Source organism: Microbacterium sp. NPDC089696, assembly GCF_044749125.1.
Taxonomy (GTDB): Bacteria; Actinomycetota; Actinomycetes; order Actinomycetales; family Microbacteriaceae; genus Microbacterium.
The window spans coordinates 1,922,995-1,944,336 of sequence record NZ_JBIVHF010000001.1 but is presented as its reverse complement, the minus strand read 5'-3'; the positions used below and the strand labels follow the sequence as shown (position 1 = coordinate 1,944,336).

The following is a 21,342-nucleotide window of genomic DNA, read 5'->3' as shown; positions in this document are numbered from 1 at the left end:
GCGAACGAGGGGCGGATGCCGCAGCATCCGCCCCTCGTTCGCGCGTTCTGTTCAGCCGCAGGTGCAGTGCTCGCCCTGACCGCACCCGCCGTCGGTTCCCGCGTGCGCCTGGCTCGACTCGGGCACATCCAGCGCAGGGTTCGCGTCGAGGAAGCCGTACGTGCTGAAGGTGAACCCGGTGTGGTCGACGGGCATCACGGGCCAGTCCTCGGGACGCGGGATGTGGGTCAGGCCGAAGGTGTGCCACAGCACGATGTCCTCGCCGTCGAGTGGACGGTCGTCCGCCGTGTAGGCCGGGAGCCCGGCACCGCCCTCATGCGCGTTGGGGTAGCGCCCGGCGGGCCAGCGCTCCTCGGCGTCGTACGCCGTGCCCCACAGATGCTTCGTCGCGAACGCGGCTCGCGCAGCGACCGTCGACGCGGGATCCGCCATGAGCAGAGCGGTCGGCTGCGGCACGAGATGGTAGGCCGTGGGCTTCCCGAGGCGGTTCGTGCGCGAGGCGGACTGCACCTCCCAGACACGTGCGACCGAGGTATCCGCGACTCGCTGCGCTGCCGCCTCCGACACGAGGGGGGTCTCCGTCCAGGTGAAGGCGTTGCCGAAGGGGTTCGCGTCGCCCATCGGGACGCGGGCGGCGTCGATCTCGACGAGCCGGTTGTCCTCACCGTCGACGGCGACGTCGAGGCGCGCGCTGAACAGATGCTGGTGCACGGGGGCGAACACCCCGGGCGCGATCTCGGGCGCGTGCGCGTTCGTCGACCCGGGCTCCCCGGCGCCGACGAAGACGATGCCGGTGGCCTTCGCCTCGAGGCGGATCGTGCCGTCGAGCGTGAAGTACCAGTAGAAGCCGTAGTCGTAGTTGCCGATCGTGGAGAAGTACGAGACCACGAGCCGGCGCGACCGCCGCACGTGCGATCCGACCGCGCCCTGCTCGGTGTGCTTCCAGAGGATCCCGATGTCCTCCTCGTGCATGCACACGACGTTCGGGATGCGCATCGGGTGGCCGTGGTCGTCGGCGACGTGGCCGTCGAAGTAGTGGATCACGCCGAGGCAGTCGCAGCCCAGCTCGAGGTGGTTGGCGTTCTTGCCGAGGAGGTACTCCCCCGCATCGAAGTAGCTGATCCAGAACCGCGTGGGCGAGGTGTCCCCGTAGGGCACGACCATCTCGGGCACGCTCGCGCGGGTGAGCACCGGACGTCCGTCGAAGCGCACGTCATGCAGCACGAGACCTTCGCGGGCGTTGAAGTCGACGCGCATCGACCAGTTCTCCCACTGCACGGCCGAGCCCTCGACGCGGAAGCTCGGCCCGTCCGGCTGGGTGATCTCGATCGGCTTCAGGGTCGAGCGTGCGGGGCCCACGACCTCCGGCGTGTAGTTCCCGTGTCCCGACGGCACCGGGACGTCGCCCTCGTCCTCGATGCCGATCACGGCGTTCGCGATCAGATCGACGTGCACGATGAGTCCCTCGACCGGGTGCGCCCAGGGGATGTCGTCCTCGCTGTCGCGCAGGAAGGTCAGGGAGCGGATGACGCGGCGCCCGACCTCGTCCGCACGCCCGACGAAACCGGGAGCGAGCGGGGAGCAGAAGGCGAGCTCGGCGCGATCGGCCAAGCCGCGACGCGCCATCGCCGCCTGCCACTCCGGAGAGGCCTTGACGATATCGGCGGCGCGCTCGTACTCCTCGAACAGGTACTGGGGCTGACCGTAGGGGGCTGACGACGGATCGTGGGCCCGCGTCGAGACCACCACCCGACGGCTCACCGACACGATCGCCTCCGTCACCGCGCCGGTCTCGGTGTCGAGCAGGGTGACGTCGACGCGACGATCCATCGGCGCTCCCGGTGTCCACGCCCCGAGCTCCGTCTTGGTCGGCTCGTCGGGCAGGAGCATCGGCACGCGCACCGCCTCGCCGAGCAGACCCGCCTCCACGAGCACCTCGCGGGCGGCCGTGATCTCCTCGGCGGACAGCGGGTCGAGAGGGTGCCGCGGCGCCGGCTCGCGGTTCGCCCTCACCGGGATGAGGTCGGCGTTGTCGTGCGGCTGCACCGGATGCTGATGGTGGGTCATGCCCAGATGCTAGGAGCGCACTCGGGCGCCGACAAGCGATCGGCTCGCGTCGCGGCCGACCGTTCGCGCACGCACATCCACTGCGCGCTCCTCGACAAGCCGGCGGGCGTCGAGCCGCGCAGACTGGGACTCGCGCACGGCGGCGATGCCGCTGCGCACACCGCCACCGCGCAGAGGAGACGCCGATGTCCGAGCACACCCCCACCGTCCCGACCACGACCGAGGACTCCGCACTGCTGGAGCGGATCGGAGCGACGGGCCCCGACGGCCGCGACGTCCCCGACGCGGCGACGCGCGAGACCATCGGACGCGCACCGGTACAGGGCGTCGACGGCCTGGAGGACGCCGTCGCCCGCGCGCGCGCCGCGCAGCCTGCCTGGGAGGCGCTCGGCCACACCGAACGATCCCGCTTGCTGTCCGCCGCCGCCGACGCCGTCGAGGAGCACGCCGAAGCGCTCGCCCGCCTGCTCTCCCGGGAACAGGGCAAGCCCCTGAACGGTCCCAACGCCCGTTTCGAGGTCGGAGCGTGCGCCGCGTGGCTGCGCACCGCCGCCGCCACACCGCTCGAGACCGAGGTGATCCTCGACGACGAGACCGGCCACGCCGAGCTGACTTACCGGGCCATCGGCGTCGTCGGCGCGATCGGGCCGTGGAACTGGCCGCTCATGATCACGATCTGGCAGATCGCCGCCGCCCTCCGCATGGGCAACACGGCGGTCGTCAAGCCCAGCGAGTACACGACGCTCAGCGTCCTCGCGCTCCTGTCCGTGCTGAACGACGTGCTGCCGCCCGACGTGCTCATCGGCGTGGCCGGCGACCGCGAGATCGGGGCTCGGCTCACCGCGCACCCCCTCATCGGCAAGGTCATGTTCACGGGCTCGACCGCGACGGGTCGGCGCATCGTGGAGGGGTCGGCGCAGAACCTCGCCCGCCTCACACTGGAGCTCGGCGGCAACGATGCCGGGATCGTGCTGCCCGGCGCGGACCCCGCCGCGATCGCCGAGGATCTCTTCTGGGGCGCGTTCATCAACACGGGGCAGACCTGCGCCGCGCTCAAGCGCCTGTACGTGCACGATTCCCTGTACGAGCAGGTCGTGGAGGCGCTCGCCGCAGTCGCCGCCACGATGCCCATGGGGAACGGCCTCGATGAGGACAACGTCCTCGGCCCCCTGCAGAACCGCGCCCAGTTCGACATCGTCTCTCGTCTGGTCGACGACGCCAGGGAGCGCGGCGCGCGGATCGTGACCGGTGGCACCCCGGCATCGGACCTCGGTGAGCTGTTCTACCCCGTCACGCTCGTCGCGGACATCGCCGACGGTGCACCCCTCGTCGACGAGGAGCAGTTCGGCCCGGCGTTGCCGATCATCCGTTACAGCGATGTCGACGACGCCGTGCGCAGCGCGAACGGGCTCGATGTCGGACTCGGCGCCTCGGTCTGGGGGGACCGTGACGAAGCCAGGGCCGTCGCCGCCCGGGTGCAGGCGGGCACCGTGTGGATCAATTCGCACGGCGGAGTGCATCCGATGATCCCGTTCGGCGGCGTGAAGGGATCCGGGTACGGCCTCGAGTTCGGAGTCGAAGGGCTCAAGTCGGTCGCGGTGCCGCAGATCATCAACGGCTGACGCCGTCGCCGACCGCACCGCGCGAAGGGACGCGCGGTGCGGTCAGTGCGTCGCGCGGAACTCGCTCGGCGAGACGCCGAAGGTCGCCTTGAACACGCGGCTGAAGTGCGCGGCGTCCGGGAACCCCCACTGCGCCGCGATCGCGGCCACGGGCCGTGCAGCGGACGCCGGGTCCACGAGAGTGCGCTGGCACTGCTGCAGACGGCGCATGCGGATCCACGTCGAGATCGTGGTGCCCTGCTCCCGGAAGAGGCCGTGCAGATGCCGAGTGGAGATGAAGTGCGCGGCCGCGATCGAGCTCGGCCCGAGCTGCGGCGAGCCGAGGTTGCGATCGATGTGCGCGTGGATGCGCTGCACCAGAGCGCGGTGAGGGTCGTTCGCCGCGTCGAGCCCCAGCTCGCGGGTGAAGACGGTGGTGAGCAGATCGACGGCGCTGTGCAGGAGTCGCGCCCCGGTCGCCCCCACGACCTGGTCGAGGTTGTCGGCGAGCTGGCTGAGATACGGCGCGACGAGAGCTCCCACGCCCTCCGATCCCGACATGCGCACGGCGGTGAGCTGTCCGAGGACCTCGCTCGGCACCGCGACCAGGTGTCGGGGCACCATCATCACCATGGTGCGGAACGTGTCGTCGAAGGCGAGCGTGTAGGGGCGGTCTGTGTCGTAGATCGCGAGGTCGCCGGGGCCGAGCAGCGCTTCGCGTCCGTCCTGGATCAGCATCCCGCTGCCGGCGAGCATCATGCTCACCTTGAAATAGGGGCTGTCTCCTCGGGCGATGAGCTCCGGTGTGCGCTCCACGACGTGCTCGGTCGCCCGCACGTCGGTGATGTGCAGTTCGTCGACCTGCGCCCCGCGGATGATTCCGCGGAACCCGTCCGGGCGCGCGCTCGACACCTGCAGAGGCACGAACGAGTCGTTCACGGCGGCACGGAAGCCGCTGATGCCCAGGACCTCGCTGTGGACCGGCCGCTCGTCTCGGGTGTTGAGAGCCATGGGACCACCTCTCCCTCGAAGCGGATCGTCATCGTATACGATGCTGGCGCCAGCCTACCCCGTACCCGATCGCACGACAACGAACGTCGACGCGGCGGAGGTGCGCAGAGAAACGGTAGGGCGGGCGGGACTTGAACCCGCGATCGTTGGGTTATGAGCCCACTGCCTTAACCAGCTTGGCCACCGCCCCGTGGTCCCCAGCCTAGCGGGCGTGCTCCGTCATGCCGGCGTCGCGTCCTCGTGCGTGCGGAGGTGTCCGAGATAGATGTCGGCGTTCGCGATCAGACCCTCGCGCTCCTCCTCCGTCAGGGCACGCCGCACTTTCGCCGGGACACCCGCGACGAGAGATCCGTCCGGCACCGTGGTGCCGCCGAGCACGACCGCTCCCCCGGCCACGAGGCAGCCCTCACCGATCACGGCGCCGCTCAGCACCACCGCTCCCATGCCGATCAGCGAGCCGTCGCCGATCGTGCAGCCGTGCACGACGGCGTTGTGCCCGACCGACACCTTCGCGCCGATCCGCACCGGGTGTCCGGCGTCCACGTGCACCGAGACGTTGTCCTGCACGTTGCTGCCGGGGCCGACGACGATGCCGGCGGAGTCGCCACGGAGCACCGCGTTGTACCAGACGCTCGCGCCGGGCTCGAGGCGCACGTCGCCGACGATGCGTGCGCCATCGGCGACGAAGGTCGCCTCGGCGATCGACGGGACTCTGTCTGCGAGGGCGAGGACGGATGCTCCGGATGCGACGCTCATGAGGCGAGCCTACCCTCGCATGCCCGTTTTTCCGCGTGATTACGCGGAACTAAGCCCAGCCTTCACTTGCTTGCGGAATGAATCAGGATGAGTAGCGTTGTCTTCACCAGGTACGAAATGACCACTCCGGAGGAGTCACGATGAGCAAGGCACAGACCGTTTCCACCACCGCCAGCGATCCGACCGTCGCGGCCGCCGCCGCGCAGTTCCTCTCCCCGGTCGTCCTCGGCCTCCAGGCCCTCACGATCGACGGCAAGCAGGCCCACTGGCACGTCCGTGGCGCGAACTTCGTCGGCGTCCACGAGCTGCTCGACACGATCGTCGCCCACGCCGGCGATTTCGCCGACACCGCTGCGGAGCGCATCGTCGCTCTCGGCCTCCCGATCGACGCCCGTGTCTCGACCGTCGCCGCGAAGGCCGGTGCGACCGCCGTCCCCGCCGGGTTCACGCAGTCCGACGAGCTCGTCCGCGCCGTGATCTCCGACATCGACGCGATCCTCGTCGACGTGAAGGCCGCGATCGACGGCCTCGACGAGGTCGACCTCACGAGCCAGGACGTCGCGATCGAGATCATGCGCGGCCTCGAGAAAGACCGCTGGTTCCTCGTCTCGCACATCGCCGCGTAACAGCACCGCACGACGAAGGGCATCGGGATCCGTCCCGGTGCCCTTCGTCGTGCGTGGGAGGGTCAGGCGCGGTGTGTCACGCGTCCGCCCACCAGGGTCGCGACCACCGGCATCGTGCGCAGAGCATCGCCGGCCGCCGTCCGGGGGTCCGTTCCGCACAGGGCGATGTCCGCCGCCTCCCCCGGACGCAGCGAGGTCCGCACGCTGGCACGCAGAGCGTCCCCGAATCCGAGTGCCTCCTCCGGGTGCCAGGGTGTGCGGTCGTCATCGGTCCGCTCGACGGCCGCGGCGATCGCGTGCCACGGGTCCAGCGGGGCCACCGGCGCATCCGAGCCGAATCGCAGCTCGACGCCCACGTCGTGGAGGGCGCGCAGGGGGTAGCCGATCGAGGTCTGCAGCGCCCAGTGCGTGCCGACGACGTCACGGTCGTCGAGCGCGTGCTGGGGTTGCACGCTCGCGATCACCCCGAGCCGGGCGAACCGGGCGAGATCCGCATGACGGACGAGCTGCGCGTGCTCGATGGTGCCCACCGCACCCGTGGTCGTGAAGGCGTCGAGCGCTGCCGTCACCGCGCGATCGCCGATCGCGTGGACGGCGACCGCGAGCCCCGCTCCCGTCGCCGTCGTGAGGAGATCGGTCAGTTCCGCCGGGGGAACCGTCAGCACGCCGAAGTTCTCGGGATCCCCGGGGTAGGCGTGCGAGCAGGCGGCCGTGCGAGTGCCGAGGGAGCCGTCGCTGATGATCTTGAGCGCACCCACGCGGATGAGCCCACGACCGGCATCCGGAGTCCCCGGCCATTCGTGGGTGTCGCCCGTGCGGAGACCTGCGGTGATCGCACGCTCCAGGTCGAACGGGTACACCGCGAACTCCACGCGATGCGCGGCGAAACCGTCGGCGATGCGCCGCGGCCACGCATCCGCGTTCCACGCCATGTCGAAGTCGACGAGTCCGGTCACGCCGCGCGCCGCCGCCCTCGCACCCGCGGCGATGACGGCCCGGTCGCTGCGCGCGGGGTCGACCGCGTTCAGGCGACGGGAGATCTCGAACGCATCCTCCTCGCGCAGCATGCCGTCCGGGCTCGTGAAGCCCTCGCGCCGCAAGGCCGCGGAGTTGAGCCAGGTGCTGTGCACGTCCGCATTGATCAGGTACGTGGGGACGGTCCCGGTCGCGGAGTCGAGCAGCGAGAGGGTCGGGGCGTCGCTCCACAACGCGTCGCGGAACCCGGCGCCGACACGCCGCCCGTCCGACAACGGCGCGGCGCGGCCCATCACCGCGGCCGCCTCCGCCGCCGTGCGGGCGGCTCCGAGGTCTACGCGCTCCGCGGCGAGGGCCCACTGCACCGTGTGCACGTGGTTGTCCCACAGACCGGGTACTGCCCAGGCACCCGCGGCGTCCAGCACGGCGCCGCGGGGCGGCAGCACGCCGGTCGGGGCGATGTCCGCGATCACGCCATCCTCGAGGAACACGTCGACGGGTTCGTCGTCCATGAGGAACTCACTCCCCGGTCCGGCGATGCGGACGGCGGTGATCGTGCCGGCGAGCTCTCCCTCGTGGCTCATCGGCCGGCCGCCGTGCGCGCGTCCTGAGCCCGGCGCATCTCGCGCGCGAGCTCGGGCTGCGCGTACGGACCGTCGCCCTCCAGCGCGGCGATCACCGTCTCGATCGTCTCCGACGGCTTGTTCTGGCTGAGCTTGCGTTTGGCGACCACGCGGGTCGGCGTCAGCCGGAACCCCACGGTGCCCGCGGCGAGACGCGCGACGAACGCCTCGTCGTTCGGACGCTCCCACATGAGCCGCGGGTCGGACATCCGCCCTTCGAAGTGAGCGACGAGCCGGTCCAGCACCTGGAGGTTTTCCTGCTCGCTGAGGATCTCGGGCACTCCCGCGAGGTGCACGGCGGTGTAGTTCCACGTCGGCACCGCCGCGACGTCGCCGTACCAGCCCGGCGAGATGTAGCCGTGCGGCCCCTGGAACACCACGAGGAGCTCCCGATCCCCCAGCCCGTGGATCAGGTCGTCGGGACGTCCGACGTGGGCCACCACGGTGAGGTCGTCCCGGTCCTCGTCCAGCAGCACCGCGTAGTGCGAGGACACGAGCCCTTCGGGGCCGTCGCTGACGATCGTGGCCCACGGGTTCGCGGCGATCACGCGACGGATCTCGACGGTGTCGGCGAGACTGAAACTGGGGTTCTGACGCATCCCCTCAGCCTACGGCCGTGGGCTCAGGCCTGGCAGCGCGGACACCAGTAGAGCTTGCGGGCGCCGAGCTCCTCGAGGGCGATCTCCGTCCCGCACACGCGGCAGGGCAGACCGGCCCGATGATAGACCCAGTGCCGATCGTCGCGGCTCGCCATGGCGGCGCGATACTCGTCCGGCGACAGGTCGTCCATGGTCATCATCTGCCCGGTCTCGACGCCGATCGCGAGCAGCCGCACCCAGTCGTGCCACAGTGCGCGCACGACGTCCTCGGGCACCTGCCTGCCCGGCGTGTGCGGGTTGAGGCGCTGGCGGTAGAGCATCTCGGCGCGGTACACGTTGCCGATCCCGCTGACCACGGACTGGTCCATGAGAAGCAGCGCGATCACGGTCTGCGTCTTGCGCACGGCGCGGACGAACCGCTCCTCGTTCTCGGTCGGATCCCCGACGAGCGGGTCGGGACCGAGCTTCGCGACCGTCGCGAGCATCTCTTCGGGAGTCTGCAGAACGCACGCCGTCGGTCCGCGCAGATCCGCCGCCGTGATGTCGGTCAGGAGGCGCAACCGCACCTGCCCCACGACCGGCGGAGGCCACTCCATGTCCTCGTCCGCGAGTCCCTTGGTCTGCTCCGACATGCGCACGTGCACGCGCGTGCGTCGCGGTGCGCCGATCGACGCGAGCGAGTTCTCCCCCGCGTCATCGAGGATCTCCTCGTCGACCACGGTGCCGCGCTGATTGGTCTGCCCCATGCGCCCGTTCGCCGAGGCGATCGTCGGATCGACGAGGATCTCCCCCGCGAAGTCCCAGGCGCCGTAGAGGCCGAGGTGCACGCGGAGCCAGATCGCCCCCTCGAACTCGAGGAACATCTGCTTGCCGACGGCCTGGACGCTGACCGCCTCGCGCCGATCGAGCACCGCAGCCCCCTCGGCGAAGCGCCCCTGCGGGCTCGATGCGCGGAGCACCTTCCCGACGAAGTTGCGGTCGAACTGGCGCGCGATGCGGTGGACGGAGTGACCCTCGGGCATGTCAGGCCCGCGGGTCCGGCAGCAGGGATCCGTCGCGCTCGAAGTCCGCGATCTGCGCGATGCGCCTCACATGACGTTCCTCATCCGAGAACGGAGTCGCGATGAAGGTGTCGATGAAGGAGGCGACCTCATCGAACGAGTGCTGGCGCGCGCCGATCGAGATGACGTTGGCGTCGTTGTGCTGGCGGGCGAGTTCGGCCGTGGAGGTGTTCCACACGAGCGCGGCGCGGACGCCCTCGACCTTGTTCGCGGCGATCTGCTCGCCGTTGCCCGATCCGCCGAAGACCACCCCGAGCGTCGCCACGCCCGCGGCCTGGTCCGAGACGACGGCCTGGGCGGCGCGGATGCAGAACGCCGGGTAGTCGTCCAGGGCGTCGTACTCGACCGGTCCGTGGTCGACGACCTCGTGCCCCGCGGCGCGCAGGTGCTGCTGGAGCTGCGTCGAGAAGTCGAGACCGGCGTGATCGGTGGCGATGTGGATGCGCATGGCTCCCATCCTAGGAGCGGCGCTCCCCGGATCGCCGCACGCGTGACCGCGAGGTCAGGGCGCGATACCCGCGGCCGCGGGTTTGAATCCCGCGCGGATGTTCTCGCAGCAGCCGGGACGGCAGACGTCGAACCCGCCGGGGAGCGAGGTGACGTGCGGGCGCTCCTCGTTCGGACGCCCCTCGAGGCGTTCGAGGATCAGATCGACGATGCCCGTGACGAACGAGGGGGCGACACCCGGGGTGGGCGTGCGCGTGAAGGCGAGTCCCGCCTCCTCGGCGGCCTCGGCGGCCTCGGTGTCGAGGTCCCAGAGGACCTCCATGTGATCGCTCATGAAGCCGACGGGCACGACCGCGACGGCGCGGCGGCCGCGCTCGGGCAGTTCTCCGATCACGTCGCACACGTCGGGCTCGAGCCACGGCTGCGATGCGGGGCCGGAGCGCGACTGGTAGACGAGCTCCCAGGAGACGTCGGCCGCGGCGGGGATGCTCTCGCGGACGCGGTCCATGACCCAGGCGGCCACGGCCAGGTGCTGCGCGGCGTACGCGCCGCCCTCGCCCCACTCGATGTCGCGGGCGCCCGAGCGCTCGGCGTCCTCGGTGGGGATGCTGTGGGTCGAGAAGAGGATCTGGATGTCGGACGCGGGGATGCCCTCACCGAGGAAGCCCTCGACCGCCTCACGCACCCCGGTCTCGAACGATTCGACGAACCCGGGGTGGTCGTAGAACGGGCGGATCTTGTCGATCGTGACCGTCTCACCGAGTCCGGTCTCCTCCAGAACCCGCGCGAAGTCCTCGCGGTACTGACGGCAGCTGGAGAACGAGCTGTACGCGCTCGTCGCGAAGGCGAGGAGCGTGGTGTGGCCGGCATCGGCCGCCTCGGTCACGACCTCTTCCAGGTACGGGCTCCAGTTGCGGTTGCCCCAGTACACCGGGAGCTCGATGCCGCGACGCGACAGCTCCGCCTCGAGCGCCTCCTTCAGGATGCGGTTCTGTCCGTTGATCGGGCTGACTCCGCCGAAGTGGCGGTAGTGGTGCGCGACCTCCTCCAGACGCTCGTCCGGGATGCCGCGACCGCGTGTGACGTTGCGCAGGAACGGGATGACGTCGTCCTGGCCCTCCGGTCCGCCGAACCCCGCGAGCAGGATGCCGTCGTAGGCGACGGGTGTCGTCACGAAGGGCGCACCGCCGCCAGCGGCGGGAGAGGCAAAGGGGACGGTGTTCGGCTCGATCGCAGTCACCTCTCCATCCTTTCACCTCTCCGGCGCGAGACAGGCCGCGATGCTGGCGTAGGCTGTCATGGTTGCCGTGGGTGCCAACTGCGCCGGGTTACGGCAGCATCCCCTCACCCCTGGGAGTACACCTGTGCCTGGAGAGAACCTCACCCGCATCGAAGCGCAGGAGCGCCGCGACGTCGTCGACACGCAGTCGTACGAGGTGTCCCTCGACCTGACGAAGGGTGCCGAGGTCTTCGGCTCCCGCAGCGTCGTGCGCTTCACCGCCACGCCCGAGAGCTTCACCTTCATCGACCTCATCGCGCGCGACGTGCGCGAGATCTCGCTCAACGGCGAGCAGCTCGACCCCGCCGAGGTCTTCGCGGACTCGCGCATCGCGCTGACCGGCCTGCAGGCCGAGAACGTGCTCGTGGTCGACGCGGACTGCCTCTACACGAACACGGGTGAGGGTCTGCACCGCTTCGTCGACCCGGTCGACGGCGAGGTCTACCTGTACTCGCAGTTCGAGGTCCCCGACTCCCGCCGTGTGTTCGCGGTGTTCGAGCAGCCCGACCTCAAGGCGACGTTCCAGTTCACGGTCACAGCCCCGGCCGCATGGAAGGTCGTCTCCAACTCCCCCACGCCCGAGCCGATCCTGCACGACGACAGCTCGATCGCCACGTGGGGCTTCGAGCCCACGCCGCGCATCTCCTCGTACATCACCGCGCTCGTCGCCGGTCCCTACGAGTCGACGTTCTCGGAGCTCACGAGCGCCTCGGGCCGTGTGATCCCGCTCGGCGTGTACGGCCGCAAGAGCCTGTGGCAGCACCTCGACGCCGATTACATCTTCGACAAGACCCGCGAGGGCTTCGCCTACTTCGAGTCGAAGTTCGGCGTGCCCTACCCGTTCGCCAAGTACGACCAGCTCTTCGTGCCGGAGTTCAACGCGGGAGCGATGGAGAACGCGGGAGCGGTGACGTTCACCGAGACGTACGTGTTCCGCAGCAAGGTGACGGATGCGGTCAAGGAGCGCCGCGTCGTCACGATCCTGCACGAGCTCGCGCACATGTGGTTCGGCGACCTCGTCACCATGAAGTGGTGGAACGACCTGTGGCTGAACGAGTCGTTCGCCGAGTGGGCCTCGACCATCGCCACCGCCGAGGCCACCGAGTGGACCGAGGCCTGGACCACGTTCAACGCCATGGAGAAGACCTGGGCCTACCGCCAGGACCAGCTTCCCTCCACGCATCCGATCGTCGCGGAGATCAACGACCTCGAAGACGTCCAGGTCAACTTCGACGGCATCACGTACGCCAAGGGCGGGTCCGTCCTCAAGCAGCTCGCCGCGTGGGTCGGCATCGAGCAGTTCTTCGCCGGCGTCTCGCAGTACTTCCAGAAGCACTCGTGGGGCAACACCGAGCTGAGCGACCTCCTCACCGAGCTCGAGGCCACGAGCGGACGCGATCTCAGCACCTGGTCCAAGAAGTGGCTGGAGACCGCAGGGGTCAACACGCTCGAGCCGGTCATCGCCGAGGATGCCGACGGCACGATCTCGCGCTTCGCCGTGACGCAGACGGCTCCCGCCGACTACTCGACGATCCGCCCGCACCGCCTCGGCATCGGCTTCTACTCGCTCACCGACGGCGCACTCGTGCGCAGCCACTACGCCGAGGTCGACGTCGACGGAGATCGCACCGAGGTCCCTGAGCTCGTCGGCCTGAAGCGTCCCGACCTCGTGCTGCTGAACGACAACGATCTCGCGTACGCGAAGATCCGTCTCGACGAGCGTTCGCTCGAGACGGCGATCGCGCACCTCGCCGACATCAGCGACCCGCTGGCCCGCTCGCTCGTGTGGGGTGCCGCCTGGGACCAGACGCGGGATGCCGAGACCGCGGCCTCCGATTACATCGACCTCGTGCTCGGCAACATCGGTCGCGAGACCGAGTCGACCACCGTGCGCACGACGCTCGCGCAGCTGCGTACCGCCGCGACGCTCTACGTGACGCCGGAGAATCGCGCCGCGGCCCGCCAGAAGGTCGCCGATGGGCTGTGGGCTCTCGCAGAGGGCGCCGAGTCCGGCAGCGACAGCCAGCTGCAGTTCGTCACGGCGTTCGCCGGAGCGCTCGTCACCCCCGAGCACGCCGGCGTCATCGGCCGTCTGCGCTCGGGCGAGGAAACGCTCCCCGGCCTCGAGATCGACGCCGACCTGAACTGGCAGCTGCTCGTGGGTCTCGCCACGATCGGAGCAACGGACGCTGCGGCGATCGACGCGGCCCTCGCGGCGGACAACACCGCCAAGGGCGGCGAGTTCGCGGCGCAGGCCCGCGCCGCACTTCCCGACCTCGCGTCGAAGAAGGCGGCCTGGGCATCGCTGATCGAGCGTGACGACGCCCCCAACACGATCGTGCGCTCCGCCGCACTCGGCTTCGTGCACCCCGCCGGCGCCGAGGTGCTGCGCGAGTTCGTGCAGCCGTACTTCGACATGCTGCTGCCGATCTGGGAGTCCCGCACCTACCAGATCGCCCAGTACCTCGTGGTGGGGCTGTTCCCGACAGCGATTGCCGACGTGGCTCTGCGCGACGCGACCCGCGGGTGGCTCGCCGAGCACCAGGACGCCGCACCCGCTCTGCGCCGCCTCGTGCTCGAGAACCTCGCCGACGTGGAGCGCGCCCTCGCCGCCCAGTCGCGCGACGCCGAGGACTGACGAACCCTCTCCTCGATCAGGCCTCTGCGCGGTGCGTCCAGCCCGCGCAGAGGCCTGATCGCTACTCTGGGAGGTGATGATGATGCTGCCGTTCGAGACCGATACTCCCCCCGCCGAGGTCGTCGCGCCCGTGTGGTGGACCGACTTCCTCAACATCCTTGGGGTCGTGGGGATGCGCGCGCTCAACGTCGCGATCATTATCGTCGCGTGCGTGCTGATTGCGCTCGTGCTGCGGATCGTCATCCGTCGCGTGGTGCACCGCATCGTCGACACCGCCAAGAGCAAGGCGGCCGTCGACGACACGCAGGCTCTGGAGCGCAGTCCGCTGGCCGACATGCGCCTCGTCCAGCGCACGCGCACCCTCGGCACGATCCTGCAGAACATCGTGAACGTGATGCTCGTGGTGATCGCGGTCGTCCTGATCGTGAACGCCCTCGACAACAGTCTGCTCGGCTCGCTCACGCTCCTCACCGCCGCAGTGGGCGCCGGCCTCGGCTTCGGCGCGCAGAACATCGTCAAGGACGTGCTCAACGGGATATTCATCGTCGCCGAAGACCAGATCGGCATCGGCGACGTGGTCGACCTCGGCCTCGCGACCGGCGTCGTCGAGTACGTGAGCGTGCGCATCACCCAGGTGCGTGACGTCAACGGCACGCTCTGGTACGTGCGCAACGGCGAGGTGCTCCGGATCGGCAACATGTCGCAGGGCTGGGCCCGTGCGATCATCGACCTCGGCATGCCGCTCGATGTGGACCTCGATCAGGTCGAGCAGGTCATGCTGGAGACCGCCCAGGGCCTCGCCAAGGATCCCAAGTGGCGCACGCGCATCATCGAGAAGCCCGAGCTGTGGGGACTCGAGTCCATCGGCGGCGATGCCCTCGTCGTGCGGCTCGTCATCAAGGCCCGCGCCAACGCGAAGGACGACGTCGCCCAGGAGCTGCGCAAACGCCTGCGTGCGGCGTTCCTCGACAAGGAGATCGCACTGCCCAGCATGGCCACGGTCGTGCCGACGGGACTCGACGGTGCCCGCCGCGTGCGCGGAGCGAATCCGCCCAAGACCCGGCCGAACGCCGTGACCGGTGTGCCGGTGATCCCGGACCGCGGGATCTGGCGGCGCAAGAAGCAGCAGCAGAACGACGACGGGAGCCCGCAGAAGTGACGTTCTACGACGAGGTCGGCGGGCGCGAGACGTTCGCGAAGATCGTCTCGGTGTTCTACCGTGAGGTCGCGCTCGATCCCGTACTCAAGCCCATGTACCCGGAGGACGACCTCGGTCCGGCCGAGGAGCGTCTTCTGCTGTTCCTCGAGCAGTACTGGGGTGGGCCCACGACGTACGGCGAGACGCGCGGACACCCGCGCCTGCGGATGCGGCACATGCCGTTCCACGTCGATCCGGATGCCCGTGATCGTTGGCTGCGTCACATGCGGACGGCGCTCGACGAGGCGCAGTTGTCGCCCCTCCACGAATCCACCCTGTGGGACTACCTCGAGCGCGCCGCGTATGCCATGGTGAACACGTTCGAGCCCTCGGGCATCGGCGCGGGAGCCGACGGACGCCCGACACTCGAGACGCGCTCACGTCAGGAATCAACGGAGACCCCATGACGACCACGCCCCTGTCCACCGACGTCCTCGTGATCGGATGGGGGCTGGCCGGTCTCGTCGCCGCATCCGAAGCCCTGGACGCCGGCCGCCGGGTGATCCTGATCGATCAGGAACCCCGCACGAATCTCGGCGGCCAGGCCTGGTGGTCGTTCGGCGGCCTGTTCTTCATCGACTCCCCCGAGCAGCGACGCATGGGCATCCGCGACTCGCTCGCGCTCGCCACGCAGGACTGGTTCGGCACCGCCGGTTTCGACCGACCGGAGGACGACTGGCCCCGCCGCTGGGCCGAGGCGTACCTGCAGTTCGCCGCCGGCGAGAAGCGCGCCTGGCTGCGTGAGCGGGGAGTCGGCTTCTTCCCCGTCGTGGGCTGGGCCGAGCGCGGGGGCTACGGTGCACTCGGACCCGGCAACTCCGTGCCGAGATTCCACATCACGTGGGGCACCGGCCCTGGCATCGTCGCCCCCTTCCAGGCCGCGGTGGAGCAGGCCGAGCGCGACGGGCGCGTCACGATCCTCCCCCGCCACCGCGTGACCGAGCTGACCGTCACCGACGGCGTGGTCACGGGTGCGAGCGGATCGGTCCTCGCGTCGAGCGCCGCAGAGCGCGGCGTCGAGTCCTCGCGCGAGGTGATCGGCGACTTCACCATCACGGCCTCGGCGACGATCGTCGCCTCGGGAGGCATCGGCGGCAACCACGAGCTCGTGCGCGCCGCCTGGCCCGACCGACTCGGCACCCCGCCCGAGAACATGCTCACCGGCGTGCCTGCGTACGTGGACGGCTCCATGCAGTCGGTCAGCGCCGCCGCCGGCGCCCGTCTCATCAACGGCGATCGCATGTGGCACTACGTCGAGGGGATCCGCAACTGGGACCCGGTGTGGCCGTCGCACGGCATCCGCATCCTCCCTGGACCGTCGTCGCTGTGGCTCGACGCCACCGGGCGTCGACTGCCGGTGCCTCTGTTCCCGGGGTTTGACACGCTCGGCACCCTCGAGCACCTGCGACGCAACGGACACGACCACTCCTGGTTCGTCACGTCGCGCCAGATCGTCGAGAAGGAGTTCGCCCTCTCCGGCAGCGAGCAGAACCCCGATCTCACCGGCAAGGACGTCGGGCTGCTGCTGCGCTCCCGGCTCGCGAAGGGACCCACCGGCCCTGTGCAGGCCTTCCTCGACGAGGGTGCGGACTTCATCGTCGAGAACGACCTCGACTCGCTCCTCGAGCAGATGCGGCGGCACGACGGCGGGGAGCTGCTCGACGTCGATCACGTCCGCCGCGAGATCGTCGCGCGCGACCTCGAGATGGACAACGAGTTCTCCAAGGACGCGCAGATCGGGATGCTGCGCTCCATGCGCGGATATCGCGGTGATCGACTGATCCGCACCGCCACTCCGCACCGGCTGCAGGATCCGGCGGCCGGCCCGATGATCGCCGTCAAGCTGCATGTCCTCACCCGCAAGTCGCTCGGCGGCATCACGACCGACCTGGACGGCCGCGCTCTCGACGCGGAGGGCTCGCCGATCCCGGGGCTGTACGTGGCGGGCGAGGCGAGCGGTTTCGGAGGCGGCGGCGTGCACGGCTACCGTGCCCTCGAGGGCACGTTCCTGGGCGGCTGTCTGTTCTCCGGGCGTCAGGCGGGTCGCGCGGCCGCCCGCTGAACGAAGGCGCTCCTCTTGCTCACTCCGATGCGCCGGTGCCCCGCACAGCGGTGAGTCCGACGACCGCGGGTCCGCGCGTCAGCACATGCCCGCGGCGGAACGCGAGCCTGGTCCATCGCCCCGATCGCAGGACGGCGACGTCCTCCTCGCCGGAGATGAATCCGAACGCATCCGCGGCGAAGGCCACTCCGCGGGGCAGGCCGAGCAGATCCTCGTCCGGTTCGCCCCAGATGGCCGCGCGGAGGGCGCGGACCGCTTCCTCCCCGGCGCCGTCCGTCGCCCCGCGGGCCACGGCGCTGATGCCCCACTGGGCGCGTTGCGCGATGACGGACGCGGTCAGCCGTCCTTCCGGCGTCCAGTCAGCACGGGGCGGTGCGATGCCCGCCCACGCCGGCGACAGGCCCGTCTCCGGGAGCGCGAGCACTCGCTCGTCCGCCGTCTCGGTGAGCGAGGCCACCACGATGTCGCATTCCAGCTCCGGATCAGCGTGCACGACGCGCATGCCGAGCACCGTCGGAGTGTGGTCGAAGAGCCCGTGCGGGGCGAGGGCGGCGCTGGTGAGAGCCAGGACGCCGCGAGCCGCCTGGAGTCGCACCCCCTCGTCGGTGATGCGCCCGGCGCGGCCGAGGAACGTCAGGACGTCCTTGGCGGTCGGGGCATCGGCGAGGACGAGCTGGTGGGGCACAGCATCTAAACTATCAACGCCAGCGGTCGCCCCCGTCCGCGGGGAAGGACCTCATGACGCCCGATGCCCACGCGACCCGCACGGTCGATCAGCTCCTGGCCGTGCTCGATCTCGATGCGACCCAGGCGCGAACCACCGAGGACATCTTCACCGGACGCTCGCATCCGATGCCGTCGGGACGCATCTACGGCGGTCAGGTGCTCGCACAGAGCCTCCTCGCGGCAGAGCGCACGCTTCCCGAGGACCGTGCGGTCCACTCCATGCACGGCTACTTCCTCCGGCCGGGTGACGCCGCCCAGGGCATCACGATCGCGGTGGACCGTATCCACGACGGACGCTCCTTCTCGACGCGCCGCTCGCAGGCGTATCAGAACGGGGTGCCGATCTTCTCAATGATCGCCTCGTTCCAGGACGAAGGGCCCGGCGTGGAGCACTCGACGCCGATGCCCGACGGCGTACCGGATCCGGAGTCCCTGCTTCCCGACGAGAAGCGCGTCGACGGCCTCCCCCCGGGAACGGCGAGCATGCTCACCGACCGCGCCGCGGACGTCCGTCACGTCGAGTCCCCGCTGTTCTTCCCGAGCGATGACGATCGGGTTCCGCACCAGGGCGTGTGGATGCGGATGCGGGCGCCGCTGCCGGACGATCCCCGCATCCACCGCGCGGCCCTCGCGTACCTGAGCGACATGACGATCCAGGAGTCGATCCTGCGCGCGCACGGCGTGTTCTGGGCGCTTCCCGGACTCAAGGTCGCGAGCCTCGACCACGCCATGTGGTGGCATCGTCCCGCTCGCGTGGACGAGTGGCTGCTGTACGTGCAGGAGTCGCCGAACGCCCGCGGCGGACGCGGGCTCGCGCAGGGGCGCATCTACACGCGCGACGGTCGGCTCGTGGCCTCCGTCGCGCAGGAGATCATGGTGCGGGTCCCGGAGACGCCGTAGCCGGCGGGGGCGCGACCGCGATCAGCGGTGCACGTGATCGATCAGCGGTGCGCGTATTCGATCGACGGCCCGACGAAGGGCTCCCAGACGTCGCGCATCTCCTGCGTCAAGCGGGTGGGGCGTCCCGTCGCGGCATCCACGAGGACGATCACGGCCGTCGAGCGCGCGTAGATGGTGCGGGGTTCGGCTGTCGGGTCGTTGTGCACCTCGTAGCAGACCTCGACGCTGGATCCGCCGAGCTTTCCGAACCACATCTGCACCTCGAGCGGGCGTCGCTGGTACGGGACCGGAGCGAGGTACTCGATCTCCTGACGGGCGATCAGCGTGAGGATTCCCTCGTCGATCCCCGAGTCGAGGACCGCGGTGGACGGGGCCTGCTCCCCCGGCCCCGCCCGCCAGAACGCACGCACCCGCGCCTCCTCGAGCAGTTTGAGCATCGAGGTGTTGTTGACGTGGTTGAACGCGTCCAGGTCCCCCCAGCGCAGCTGGATGGGGATGTGCAGACGGGGTCCGGGAGTCGCTTCGGCCATCGCGATCAGTCGCGCGTGAGCTTGCGGTGCGTGGAACGGTGCGGCTTCGCGGCGTCCGGTCCGAGGCGTTCGACCTTGTTCTCCTCGTACGCCTCGAAGTTGCCCTCGAACCAGTACCACTGGTCGGGCTTCTCGTCGGTGCCCTCGTAGGCGAGGATGTGCGTCGCGATGCGGTCGAGGAACCACCGGTCGTGGGTGATGACCACGGCGCAGCCGGGGAACTCGAGCAGTGCGTTCTCGAGCGAGCTGAGGGTCTCGACGTCGAGGTCGTTGGTCGGCTCGTCGAGCAGCAGCAGGTTGCCGCCCTCCTTGAGCGTGAGCGCCAGGTTCAGGCGGTTGCGCTCACCACCGGAGAGCACCCCGGCCTTCTTCTGCTGATCCGGTCCCTTGAAGCCGAACTTCGAGACGTAGGCGCGCGACGGGATCTCGGTCTTTCCGACCACGATGAAGTCGAGCCCGTCGGACACGACCTCCCAGAGCGTCTTGTCGGGATCGATGTTCGCCCGCGACTGGTCGACGTAGCTGATCTTGACCGTCTCGCCGACCTTGAGGTCTCCCCCGTCGAGCGGCTCCAGACCGACGATCGTCTTGAAGAGCGTCGTCTTTCCGACGCCGTTCGGACCGATCACGCCGACGATGCCGTTCGGCGGCAGGCTGAAGCTCAGACCGTCGATGAGCGAGCGCCCGTCGAAGCCCTTCTGCAGCTTCTTCGCCTCGATCACGACGTTGCCGAGGCGAGGGCCGGCCGGGATCTGGATCTCTTCGAAGTCGAGCTTCCGAGTCCGCTCCGCCTCCGCCGCCATCTCCTCGTACCGGGCCAGACGGGCCTTCGACTTGGTCTGACGCCCCTTGGCGCTGGAGCGCACCCATTCGAGCTCCTCCTTGAGGCGCTTCGCGAGCTTGGCGTCCTTCTTGCCCTGGATCTCGAGGCGCTCGCCCTTCTTCTCCAGGTAGGTCGAGTAGTTGCCCTCGTAGCCGATCAGGCGTCCGCGGTCGACCTCGGCGATCCACTCGGCCACGTGGTCGAGGAAGTACCGGTCGTGGGTGATGGCGATGACCGCGCCCTTGTACGCCTGCAGGTGCTGCTCGAGCCAGAGCACGCTCTCGGCGTCGAGGTGGTTGGTGGGCTCGTCGAGGAGCAGGAGGTCGGGCTTCTGGAGCAGCAGCTTGGCCAGCGCCACTCGACGCTTCTCTCCACCGGACAGCGGGGCGATCGCGGCGTCGCCCGGAGGCGTGCGGAGCGCGTCCATCGCCTGGTCGAGCTGCGAGTCGAGGTCCCATCCGTCCGCGGCGTCGATCTCCTCCTGCAGCGTGCCCATCTCGGCGAGCAGCGCGTCGAAGTCCGCGTCGGGATCGGCCATGAGCGCGGAGATCTCGTTGAACCGGTCGAGCTTCGCCTTGATCGCGATGCCGTCCTGAATGTTCTCCAGCACGGTCTTCGACTCGTCCAGCTCCGGCTCCTGCATGAGGATGCCGACACTGAATCCGGGAGTCAGCTTCGCCTCGCCGTTCGAGGGCGTGTCGAGGCCGGCCATGATCTTGAGGATCGTCGACTTTCCGGCGCCGTTCGGGCCGACCATGCCGATCTTGGCCCCGGGCAGGAACGACATCGTGACGTCGTCGAGGATGAGCTTCTCACCCACCGCCTTGCGTGCACGAACCATCGAGTAGATGTACTCAGCCACCGAAAACCGCTCCTTCTGTTGGCGTCGTTGATCGACACTCCAGCCTACCGGCCTCGTCGAGCGTCACCAGTCGATCGCGCGCGTCGTGCCGATCAGACAGCGTCCTCCGTCGAGCTGGGGCATCACAGCGGTGACCGGCTCCCCCGTCGACGGCCCCACCTGGCCGATCAGACACTCCGTCTCGCCCCAGGCCACCGAGAACTGCAGACTCTCCGCCGCGTTACCCACGGTCGACACATCCTGCGTGACCTGCATCGCTGCGCGGTCGAACCCCGCCGCGATGAGGGCGTCGATGTACGCGCGACCGGCGCCACGTTGGTCGGTCGCCCACACCTGAGCGGTGATCGTGCTGAACAACGGGAGGTTGTCCTCGGCGCTGCCGTCGGCGACATAGACAGGAGACTCCGGCGTGGTCGACGGAGTCGGAGCGGACGTCCCCGCGGACGGCGACGGCGAGGCGTCTCCCATCGGACCGCACGCGGTGAGCAGCAGCGCGGCGCCGATGGCGCCGAGGGCCAGGGCTGCACGCGTCGCGGAGAGGACTGGTCGTCGAAGCAC

The 21,342-nt window shown here is 69.7% G+C and carries 19 protein-coding genes and 1 tRNA gene; 7 read left to right on the top strand and 13 right to left on the bottom strand.

Going from position 1 to position 21,342, the window contains the following annotated elements:
- Positions 1–51 precede the first annotated feature (51 nt).
- Positions 52–2,067 (bottom strand): primary-amine oxidase, encoded by a 2,016-nt coding sequence (locus ACIPY8_RS09635; RefSeq protein WP_400817359.1) that lies wholly within the window; start codon positions 2,065–2,067, stop codon positions 52–54.
- 185 nt (positions 2,068–2,252) lie between these two features.
- Here ACIPY8_RS09635 and ACIPY8_RS09630 point away from each other — a divergent pair, with 185 nt between their 5' ends.
- On the top strand, positions 2,253–3,689 hold the full coding sequence (locus tag ACIPY8_RS09630) for an aldehyde dehydrogenase family protein (protein WP_400817357.1): 1,437 nt from the start codon (positions 2,253–2,255) through the stop codon (positions 3,687–3,689).
- A 42-nt stretch (positions 3,690–3,731) separates the two neighbouring features.
- Here the strand turns inward: ACIPY8_RS09630 and ACIPY8_RS09625 are convergent, their stop codons facing one another.
- The 3 genes from ACIPY8_RS09625 to ACIPY8_RS09615 form a co-directional block, all read right to left on the bottom strand.
- On the bottom strand, positions 3,732–4,679 hold the full coding sequence (locus tag ACIPY8_RS09625) for a helix-turn-helix domain-containing protein (protein ID WP_400817355.1): 948 nt from the start codon (positions 4,677–4,679) through the stop codon (positions 3,732–3,734).
- A gap of 116 nt (positions 4,680–4,795) precedes the next feature.
- Positions 4,796–4,869, bottom strand: a tRNA-Ile gene (locus ACIPY8_RS09620).
- 29 nt (positions 4,870–4,898) lie between these two features.
- The gene (locus tag ACIPY8_RS09615; protein WP_400817353.1) at positions 4,899–5,435 is read right to left on the bottom strand and encodes a gamma carbonic anhydrase family protein; all 537 of its coding nucleotides are present in this window, start codon (positions 5,433–5,435) and stop codon (positions 4,899–4,901) included.
- Between the two features lie 140 nt (positions 5,436–5,575).
- Here ACIPY8_RS09615 and ACIPY8_RS09610 point away from each other — a divergent pair, with 140 nt between their 5' ends.
- Positions 5,576–6,061, top strand: a complete 486-nt coding sequence (locus ACIPY8_RS09610) for a Dps family protein (protein ID WP_400817351.1) — start codon at positions 5,576–5,578, stop codon at positions 6,059–6,061.
- Positions 6,062–6,123: 62 nt separating this feature from the next.
- Here the strand turns inward: ACIPY8_RS09610 and ACIPY8_RS09605 are convergent, their stop codons facing one another.
- The 5 genes from ACIPY8_RS09605 to ACIPY8_RS09585 are packed head-to-tail and all read right to left on the bottom strand — an operon-like array spanning position 6,124 to position 11,006.
- Positions 6,124–7,620 (bottom strand): amidohydrolase family protein, encoded by a 1,497-nt coding sequence (locus tag ACIPY8_RS09605; protein WP_400817349.1) that lies wholly within the window; start codon positions 7,618–7,620, stop codon positions 6,124–6,126.
- A complete protein-coding gene (locus ACIPY8_RS09600; protein ID WP_400817347.1) occupies positions 7,617–8,258 on the bottom strand; it encodes an FMN-binding negative transcriptional regulator in 642 nt (213 codons plus the stop codon). Before ACIPY8_RS09600 ends, ACIPY8_RS09605 begins: the two co-directional genes overlap by 4 nt.
- Before the next feature lie 23 nt (positions 8,259–8,281).
- Positions 8,282–9,280 carry an Fpg/Nei family DNA glycosylase gene (locus tag ACIPY8_RS09595; RefSeq protein ID WP_400817345.1) on the bottom strand — a complete coding sequence of 333 codons (999 nt, stop codon included), beginning with the start codon at positions 9,278–9,280 and terminating at the stop codon, positions 8,282–8,284.
- A 1-nt stretch (position 9,281) separates the two neighbouring features.
- Positions 9,282–9,767, bottom strand: coding sequence for a ribose-5-phosphate isomerase (locus tag ACIPY8_RS09590; RefSeq protein WP_400817344.1), 486 nt, complete (start codon positions 9,765–9,767; stop codon positions 9,282–9,284).
- Between the two features lie 54 nt (positions 9,768–9,821).
- Positions 9,822–11,006: a ferrochelatase gene (locus tag ACIPY8_RS09585; protein WP_400817342.1), complete on the bottom strand. Its 1,185-nt coding sequence runs from the start codon at positions 11,004–11,006 to the stop codon at positions 9,822–9,824.
- A 124-nt stretch (positions 11,007–11,130) separates the two neighbouring features.
- Here ACIPY8_RS09585 and pepN point away from each other — a divergent pair, with 124 nt between their 5' ends.
- The 4 genes from pepN (at position 11,131) to ACIPY8_RS09565 (ending at position 16,943) form a co-directional block, all read left to right on the top strand.
- Positions 11,131–13,683, top strand: coding sequence for an aminopeptidase N (gene pepN, locus ACIPY8_RS09580; RefSeq protein WP_400817340.1), 2,553 nt, complete (start codon positions 11,131–11,133; stop codon positions 13,681–13,683).
- A 79-nt stretch (positions 13,684–13,762) separates the two neighbouring features.
- On the top strand, positions 13,763–14,842 hold the full coding sequence (locus tag ACIPY8_RS09575) for a mechanosensitive ion channel family protein (RefSeq protein ID WP_400817691.1): 1,080 nt from the start codon (positions 13,763–13,765) through the stop codon (positions 14,840–14,842).
- Positions 14,791–15,288, top strand: a complete 498-nt coding sequence (locus tag ACIPY8_RS09570) for a globin (protein ID WP_400817689.1) — start codon at positions 14,791–14,793, stop codon at positions 15,286–15,288. Before ACIPY8_RS09575 ends, ACIPY8_RS09570 begins: the two co-directional genes overlap by 52 nt.
- Entirely contained in the window at positions 15,285–16,943 is a 1,659-nt protein-coding gene (locus tag ACIPY8_RS09565; RefSeq protein ID WP_400817338.1) for an FAD-binding dehydrogenase, read from the top strand. The genes ACIPY8_RS09570 and ACIPY8_RS09565 overlap by 4 nt, the downstream gene beginning before the upstream one ends.
- Before the next feature lie 19 nt (positions 16,944–16,962).
- On the opposite strand, the gene ACIPY8_RS09560 is transcribed toward ACIPY8_RS09565, so the two are convergent.
- Entirely contained in the window at positions 16,963–17,628 is a 666-nt protein-coding gene (locus ACIPY8_RS09560) for a hypothetical protein (RefSeq protein WP_400817336.1), read from the bottom strand.
- 53 nt (positions 17,629–17,681) lie between these two features.
- On the opposite strand from ACIPY8_RS09560, the gene ACIPY8_RS09555 reads away from it, so the two are divergent.
- Positions 17,682–18,569 carry an acyl-CoA thioesterase gene (locus ACIPY8_RS09555; protein ID WP_400817334.1) on the top strand — a complete coding sequence of 296 codons (888 nt, stop codon included), beginning with the start codon at positions 17,682–17,684 and terminating at the stop codon, positions 18,567–18,569.
- Between the two features lie 41 nt (positions 18,570–18,610).
- Here the strand turns inward: ACIPY8_RS09555 and ACIPY8_RS09550 are convergent, their stop codons facing one another.
- The 3 genes from ACIPY8_RS09550 to ACIPY8_RS09540 form a co-directional block, all read right to left on the bottom strand.
- Entirely contained in the window at positions 18,611–19,099 is a 489-nt protein-coding gene (locus ACIPY8_RS09550) for an acyl-CoA thioesterase (protein ID WP_400817332.1), read from the bottom strand.
- 5 nt (positions 19,100–19,104) lie between these two features.
- Complete coding sequence (gene ettA, locus ACIPY8_RS09545) at positions 19,105–20,784, bottom strand: energy-dependent translational throttle protein EttA (protein WP_400817330.1); 1,680 nt, start codon at positions 20,782–20,784, stop codon at positions 19,105–19,107.
- A gap of 63 nt (positions 20,785–20,847) precedes the next feature.
- The gene (locus ACIPY8_RS09540; RefSeq protein WP_400817328.1) at positions 20,848–21,342 is read right to left on the bottom strand and encodes a DUF6993 domain-containing protein; all 495 of its coding nucleotides are present in this window, start codon (positions 21,340–21,342) and stop codon (positions 20,848–20,850) included.